The sequence below is a fragment of the Yersinia sp. 2542 StPb PI genome, from assembly GCF_048593855.1.
GTDB lineage: Bacteria > Pseudomonadota > Gammaproteobacteria > Enterobacterales > Enterobacteriaceae > Yersinia > Yersinia enterocolitica_E.
This window is the reverse complement of record NZ_JAZGQA010000205.1, coordinates 1-7,343: the sequence shown is the minus strand read 5'-3', so window position 1 is coordinate 7,343 and position 7,343 is coordinate 1. Positions and strand designations below refer to the sequence as shown.

Genomic DNA, 7,343 nt, shown 5'->3' with positions numbered 1-7,343 from the left:
GAAATTGATACAGAAAAGTCCGCTACAAATTTTATAGAAATAGAAAGTAATATGGTTGAAATTACTAAGATTTCTGAAATAATAGAAAGTAATATGGTTAAATTCACTCAAAGTCTTGAAGCAATAAATGATGGATCTGAGCAATCGGCAAACAATGCTCTTGAATGGGACCTTTCTTATCGCGATTTGTCATCTTAGTAATTGACACACATTGGCCATCACCATCGTTTACACCTATCGCTACCAGTAATCGCCATTGTTGCCAAAATGTTAATGTTTCTTTGTGTTATATTTAATTCAGACCTCATAATTTCAAGGGAATAGCCTTGTTGAGATGAATGCTGTTTTAGAACACTTATAAGAAACAATGGAGGCGCTATGTCGTTGGATCTGCGAAAAACGAGTATGGCCAAGTTGGTCGCTCTTAATCACGAATATCACTACTACAGCCTGCCGCAACTGGCGGCAGTGCTGGGGGATATTGACCGACTGCCGAAATCACTGAAAGTGTTGCTGGAGAATCTACTGCGTCATCTGGATGGCGAACAGGTTCAAGAGGAGGATTTAAAAGCCATTGTCGATTGGCAGCTCACCGGGCATGCCAGCCGGGAGATTGCTTATCGGCCCGCGCGGGTATTAATGCAGGATTTCACCGGGGTACCGGCGGTAGTGGACTTGGCTGCGATGCGTGAAGCAGTCAAACGGCTGGGGGGCGATGTGGCACAGGTTAACCCATTGTCACCGGTAGATTTGGTTATCGACCATTCCGTCACTGTTGACGAGTTTGGTGATAAAGCCGCCTTTGGCGAGAATGTCCGGCTCGAAATGGAACGTAACCACGAGCGTTATATCTTCTTGCGTTGGGGGCAGAAAGCCTTTAGCCGTTTCCGTGTGGTGCCGCCGGGTACCGGGATCTGCCATCAGGTTAACCTTGAGTATTTGGGGCAGACGGTATGGCATGAACAGCAGCAGGGGCGGGAGGTCGCTTACCCTGATACGCTAGTGGGGACCGATTCCCACACCACCATGATCAATGGCTTAGGGATACTCGGTTGGGGGGTTGGTGGGATTGAAGCGGAAGCCGCGATGCTGGGCCAACCGGTCTCGATGCTGATTCCCGATGTAGTCGGCTTCAAAATGACCGGTAAGATGCGTGAAGGGATCACTGCCACGGACTTGGTGCTTACCGTAACGCAAATGCTGCGAAAACACGGGGTAGTAGGCAAATTCGTTGAGTTTTATGGTGATGGCCTGGCTGATTTGCCACTGGCAGATCGCGCGACTATAGCCAATATGTCGCCGGAGTTTGGTGCGACCTGTGGTTTCTTCCCGGTGGATGACGTAACGCTGGGGTATATGCGCTTAAGTGGCCGCAGTGATGAACAGATAGCCTTGGTTGAGGGCTACAGTAAAGCACAGGGGCTGTGGCGTCATCCTGGTGACGAGCCAATATTCACCAGCCAGCTCTCATTGGATTTGAGCACGGTGGAAGCCAGTATGGCTGGACCAAAACGGCCACAAGACCGGGTCGCTTTACCCAAAGTGCCTTTAGCTTTTAAAGCGTTTGAAGAACTGGAAATCAATAGCAAAAAAGATAAAGTTGACCATGTTAGCTTCACGCTGGAGGGAAAAACGCACGAGTTGGCGCCCGGCGCGGTGGTAATTGCCGCGATAACCTCCTGCACCAACACCTCAAATCCTAGTGTACTGATGGCAGCCGGTCTGTTAGCTAAAAAAGCGGCAGAGAAGGGGCTAAAAACCAAACCGTGGGTGAAAACCTCGCTGGCACCAGGCTCTAAAGTGGTGACTGAGTATCTCAATGCCGCCGGATTAACCGCTTATCTGGATAATTTGGGCTTCAATCTGGTGGGTTATGGTTGTACCACCTGTATTGGTAACTCTGGCCCATTGCCTGATCCAATAGAAAATGCCATCAAAGTCGGGGATTTGACCGTCGGTGCGGTGCTGTCCGGTAACCGAAACTTTGAAGGGCGCATTCATCCTTTAGTCAAAACCAACTGGCTGGCTTCGCCGCCGCTGGTGGTGGCTTATGCTCTGGCCGGTAATTTGAATGTCAACTTGGCACAAGAGGCGCTCGGTAACGACCCTGACGGCAAGCCGGTTTATCTAAAGGATATCTGGCCTAGCGGATTTGAAATCGCTAAAGCTGTCGAAGAGGTTAAAACTGAGATGTTCCGTAAGGAATATGCCGCCGTATTTGATGGCGATGAGGAGTGGCAGTCGATTCAGGTTAATAGCACACCAACCTATGACTGGCAGAGCGATTCCACCTACATCCGTTTGCCTCCCTTCTTTAGTGATATGAAAGCGTTGCCTGATCCGGTTGAGGATATTCACCATGCACGTATTTTGGCGATTTTGGCCGATTCTGTCACCACCGACCATATTTCTCCCGCCGGTAATATTAAGCTTGATAGCCCTGCGGGCCGCTATTTACGTGATCGTGGGGTCGAGATTAAAGAGTTTAACTCCTACGGTTCCCGTCGTGGTAATCATGAAGTGATGATGCGTGGGACGTTTGCCAATATCCGTATCCGTAATGAGATGGTCCCGGGGGTTGAAGGGGGTGTCACTCGTCATATTCCGTCACAAAATGAGATGGCTATCTATGATGCTGCTATGCGCTATCAGCAGGAGAATGTGCCATTGGCGGTGATTGCCGGTAAGGAGTATGGGTCCGGTTCGAGTCGTGACTGGGCAGCTAAAGGGCCAAGGCTACTGGGTGTGCGGGTAGTGATTGCTGAGTCATTTGAACGTATTCATCGCTCCAATCTGATTGGGATGGGTATTTTGCCCCTCGAGTTCCCAGCAGGGGTTAATCGCAAAACTTTGGGGCTGACGGGTGATGAATCCATTAGCGTCAGTGGGTTACAAAAACTGTCCCCAGGGCAGAAGGTGGCGGTGACGATAACCTATGCTGACGGGCGGCAACAAATAGTAGATACCCACTGCCGTATAGATACAGGTAATGAATTGGTTTATTTCGAAAATGGCGGCATTTTGCATTATGTTATCCGCAAAATGCTGTAGTTATTAGAATGGTATAACCATTAGTGACAGTGTCACTACGATACTGGTTCGATAAAAAGGGTGGTTGAGAAACCACCCTTTATTGTTCTTGAACGCGGCTAATTATTTGGTCAGCAGATGGCCCATTTTGGCCGCTTTGGTGGCCATATACTGTTCATTCTTGGGATTTTGCCCGACAATCAATGGCACCCGCTCAACGATATTGATCCCCGCCTCGGAGAGAATCTCAACCTTCTTCGGGTTATTGGTTAGCAAGCGCACGGCTTTGACGCCCAGTAATTTATATATATCTGAGCATAAGGTGAAGTCACGTTCATCGGCGGCAAATCCGAGTTGATGGTTAGCTTCCACCGTATCAAAGCCCTTATCCTGTAATGCGTAAGCGCGAATCTTATTCAGCAAACCAATATTACGGCCTTCCTGACGATGATAAATCAGCACACCGCGCCCCTCTTCGGCAATGTGCGCCAATGCGGCTTCTAACTGAAAACCACAGTCACAACGCAGGCTAAACAAAGCATCACCTGTCAGGCACTCAGAATGAACACGGGAGAGCACTGGTTTATCACCACTGATATCACCAAATATTAAGGCCAGATGATCATGGCCAGAGGCTAACTCTTCAAAACCGACCATCAAAAAATCACCCCAAGGCGTCGGTAACTTGGCTTCTGCTACACGTTTAAGCTGCATCTTACTGTTCATATTATAACTTCAGACCTTAAGGATGTTATCGCGCATCCTGATGTGGATACCCGCTTTAACCCGTTATATCCCTTCATCTTAGGGCATAGGGTTAAATAAAAAATTTCTCTGCGATCATTATTAGCTATATTGCCATAACTTTTGGCTCACTGCTGTTCAACAAAGCAGCGAAAAGGAAAGAGAAAATGTCTGACGAGAGCATATTGGGGTAATAACATAATTTTGTTTATGTTATCAATGATTAATGGGACTTATACTGTGTGGTTATAGCTGCTGTACAATTTGTGCTATCACCATGGAAAAGACGATATAGACATTATGTGTAACCAAGGGCCCCAGATGTGGAATATAGCGAAACGAATCACTGTCGGAACACTTATCTTACTCTTACCCACCCTTGTTATCTGGCTTTCTGGTTGGCAGTGGCAACCCGGCAGTAATAATGTTTGGTTGAAAAGTGTGTTCTGGGTGACTGAAACGGTCACTGCGCCATGGGGAATCTTGACCAGTGCGTTGCTCAGTTGCTGGTTTTTATGGTGCCTACGGTTTCGGATTAAACCCGCGATGGGTTTGTTGGTCCTGATGGGCGGCGTAATTCTTGTCGGTCAGGGTATAAAATCACTGATTAAAGAGCAGGTACAAGAACCTCGTCCATTTGTCGTCTGGCTTGAGGCAGAACATCATATTGATAATCGCTTTTTCTATTCGCTTCCCCGTGCTGAACGCAGTGAGTTGGTCAAACAGCAACTACAGAGCCAAACCATTATTCCGCCGTGGTTGAGCAGTCATTGGCAGTTTGAAACTGGCTTCGCTTTCCCCTCAGGTCACACGGTTTTTGCTGCCAGTTGGGCATTGTTGGCGGTAGGCATATTGTGGCCACGGCGACATTATAAAACCGTCATTTTGCTAATGATATGGGCGCAAGGTGTCATGATGAGCCGGTTGGTATTAGGCATGCATTGGCCACGGGATCTGGTAGCCGCAGCACTTATCAGCGGGTTATTGGTCGCCATTGTGTGTAGCTTAGTACAACGTTGGTTCGGCTCGTTAGCCATTTTGCCACAGGAACAGCGCGAGATAGAAAAACGTGAGCATGAGGAAAATTGAGTGATTAGTTATTATTCTCAGCCCAGTCGCTTAAAATAATATCAATTAGGTGCCCAATCGGCGCTTTATCTTGGTGCAGGGTTTCTTTGCTGGGTAAGGAAGTGCTAATTTATCAAGTAAGGGCGCCACATTTTTGGCATAATTCATCAGGTTGATTCGGCCTTTAGGAAAAAACGTGAAATATTTGCTGATTTTTTTGTTAGTACTGGTGATTTTCGTGATTTCAGTCACGTTAGGGGCAAATAACGATCAAGTCGTTACCTTTAACTATTTATTGGCTCAGGGCGAATATCGGGTATCTACGTTATTGGCAACGCTTTTTGCGGCGGGCTTGGTACTTGGGTGGGTTATTTGTGGGCTTTTTTATCTGCGAGTTCGAATTTTACTGGGGCGCGCAGAGCGGAAAATTAAACGTCTTGAGTCACAGCAAGAGCAGCCTATTGAATCCAGTGCGGCTGTTTCCACACCTGCTGTCAGCAAGGAATAATTTTCTATGTTAGAAATGCTGTTTCTGCTGTTGCCCGTCGCTGCCGCCTATGGCTGGTATATGGGGCGTAGAAGCGCTCAGCAGGATAAGCAACAGGATGCTAACCGTCTGTCTCGTGAATATGTGGCAGGGGTTAACTTCCTTCTCTCTAATCAGCAGGACAAAGCGGTTGATCTGTTTCTTGAGATGTTGAAAGAAGACAGTTCGACCGTTGAAGCGCATCTGACATTAGGGAATCTGTTCCGTTCTCGTGGTGAAGTTGACCGCGCTATCCGCATTCATCAGGCGTTGATGGAAAGTGCTTCTCTGACCTTTGAACAACGATTGCTGGCAATTCAGCAACTTGGTCGTGATTATATGGCCGCGGGTTTATATGATCGGGCAGAGGATATGTTCAATCAATTGGTTGAAGAGCAAGATTTTCGGCTCGGGGCTCTACAGCAGTTATTGGTTATTCATCAGGCCACCAGTGATTGGAACAACGCGATTGAAGTGGCGGAAAAACTGGTCAAGATGGGCAAAGATAATCAGCGGCTGGAGATAGCGCATTTCTATTGCGAACTGGCGCTGCAAGCCATGGGGAGTGATGATTTAGAGAAAGCAATGGGGTTGCTGAAGAAAGCGGCTATTGCGGATAAGCAGTGCGCCCGTGTCTCCATCATGCAAGGTCGGGTGCATATTGCCAAGGGTGAATATGCCAAGGGCGTAGAGGCGCTGGAGCGTGTGCTGGAGCAGGATAAGGAAGTGGTCAGCGAGGCATTACCTATGTTGAGCGATTGCTACCAACATCTACAACAGCCCGAGGCGTGGGCGAATTTCCTCAAACGCTGCGTTGAAGATAATACGGGTGCTACGGCTGAACTGATGCTGGCAGAAATACTGGAACAGCATGAAGGCCGTGATGTGGCACAAACCTATATCAACCGCCAGTTACAACGCCATCCCACCATGCGTGTTTTCTATCGATTAATGGATTATCACCTGGCAGATGCAGAAGAAGGGCGAGCGAAAGAGAGCTTGCTGTTGCTGCGAGACATGGTAGGAGAACAGATTCGGACCAAACCCCGTTATCGCTGTCATAAATGTGGTTTTACCGCGCACTCTCTGTACTGGCACTGTCCATCATGCCGAGCCTGGGCCTCGGTTAAGCCGATCCGGGGATTGGATGGGCAGTAAACGTTTCTATTGTCAGAGGTAGCGCGACAGTCATCGGGTGACCTGAGCCACCCGATAGTTTTTGATGAAGTATTGTGGTGTTATCTTTATTTTTTCTTCTGAGGCGCTTTCACACCGTCTTTCAATAATTGTCGCAGTTTCTTCAACTCTTTTTGGCTTAACGGCTGCTCTGAAATCTCTTCTACACCTTGGCTATCAATCTCACCTTGATGCAACTTGGCATCTTTGCGGCTGGCTTTACTACTTTTAACATCAACCTCAAAGCTCTTTTCTAATCTTTCGCACACCTCGGTACTCAGGGAAAACTGTTTTTCTAAGGCAGCAGCCTTGATTTTCTCTTTTAATTCCAGAGGGATTTTAATGGTTAAGGTAGATATTTCGCTCATCATATAACCTTTAACTTAGGAGGAAATACCAAGCTAAGCGAGGGAAGCGAAACTGTCTAGGGGATAACACAACTGTCACAAAAAATTCACATTGGCCACGGCAAAAAGAGCGCCAATGCGCTCTTAGAAGGAGATAAAGCGTTAACCGGAGAGACGGGTATTAACGATAGATAATGGCGGTACCGTGCATTTTGTTATTGCCGGTCGCAGAAGTTATCAGGAAAGATTTTGCGCCGGCAGCCTTGGCTTGCTGCGCCAATGCATTTTCTAACTCGGTCAAGGTAGTTGCATTACTGGCAGAAATCACGCCAATTTCATTCAATCCTGCTGATTGATTAGTCTGTATTTGAGTGGCGGCGACGCTAGCAAATGATGCGAGAGACAGAATTAATGCCGGGACGATGAATTTAATGCTTTTCATGTGAAACTCC

8 protein-coding genes are annotated in these 7,343 nt (G+C 47.6%); 5 read left to right on the top strand and 3 right to left on the bottom strand.

All coding sequences use genetic code 11. From position 1 onward, the window contains the following. Window positions 1-198, top strand: a 198-nt coding sequence (locus V1952_RS18480; RefSeq protein WP_420075284.1) for a hypothetical protein, incomplete at its 5' end; no start/stop codon positions are given. 180 nt (window positions 199-378) lie between these two features. Further along, the gene (acnA, locus tag V1952_RS18475) at window positions 379-3,051 is read left to right on the top strand and encodes an aconitate hydratase AcnA (protein ID WP_372558980.1); all 2,673 of its coding nucleotides are present in this window, start codon (window positions 379-381) and stop codon (window positions 3,049-3,051) included. A gap of 102 nt (window positions 3,052-3,153) precedes the next feature. Here acnA and ribA read toward each other — a convergent pair whose 3' ends face one another. After that, the gene (gene ribA / locus V1952_RS18470) at window positions 3,154-3,744 is read right to left on the bottom strand and encodes a GTP cyclohydrolase II (protein WP_083163652.1); all 591 of its coding nucleotides are present in this window, start codon (window positions 3,742-3,744) and stop codon (window positions 3,154-3,156) included. A gap of 351 nt (window positions 3,745-4,095) precedes the next feature. Here ribA and pgpB point away from each other — a divergent pair, with 351 nt between their 5' ends. From pgpB to lapB, 3 genes are all read left to right on the top strand, one after another. After that, window positions 4,096-4,863 (top strand): phosphatidylglycerophosphatase B, encoded by a 768-nt coding sequence (pgpB, locus tag V1952_RS18465; protein ID WP_372558981.1) that lies wholly within the window; start codon window positions 4,096-4,098, stop codon window positions 4,861-4,863. Between the two features lie 175 nt (window positions 4,864-5,038). Further along, the gene (locus V1952_RS18460; protein WP_005191595.1) at window positions 5,039-5,350 is read left to right on the top strand and encodes a LapA family protein; all 312 of its coding nucleotides are present in this window, start codon (window positions 5,039-5,041) and stop codon (window positions 5,348-5,350) included. Between the two features lie 6 nt (window positions 5,351-5,356). Next, complete coding sequence (gene lapB / locus V1952_RS18455) at window positions 5,357-6,526, top strand: lipopolysaccharide assembly protein LapB (protein WP_083158899.1); 1,170 nt, start codon at window positions 5,357-5,359, stop codon at window positions 6,524-6,526. Between the two features lie 86 nt (window positions 6,527-6,612). Here lapB and V1952_RS18450 read toward each other — a convergent pair whose 3' ends face one another. Both V1952_RS18450 and bhsA read right to left on the bottom strand, forming a co-directional pair. Then, on the bottom strand, window positions 6,613-6,912 hold the full coding sequence (locus tag V1952_RS18450; RefSeq protein ID WP_193784662.1) for a hypothetical protein: 300 nt from the start codon (window positions 6,910-6,912) through the stop codon (window positions 6,613-6,615). Window positions 6,913-7,072: 160 nt separating this feature from the next. Beyond that, window positions 7,073-7,333 (bottom strand): multiple stress resistance protein BhsA, encoded by a 261-nt coding sequence (gene bhsA / locus V1952_RS18445; protein WP_372558982.1) that lies wholly within the window; start codon window positions 7,331-7,333, stop codon window positions 7,073-7,075. Window positions 7,334-7,343 lie beyond the last annotated feature (10 nt).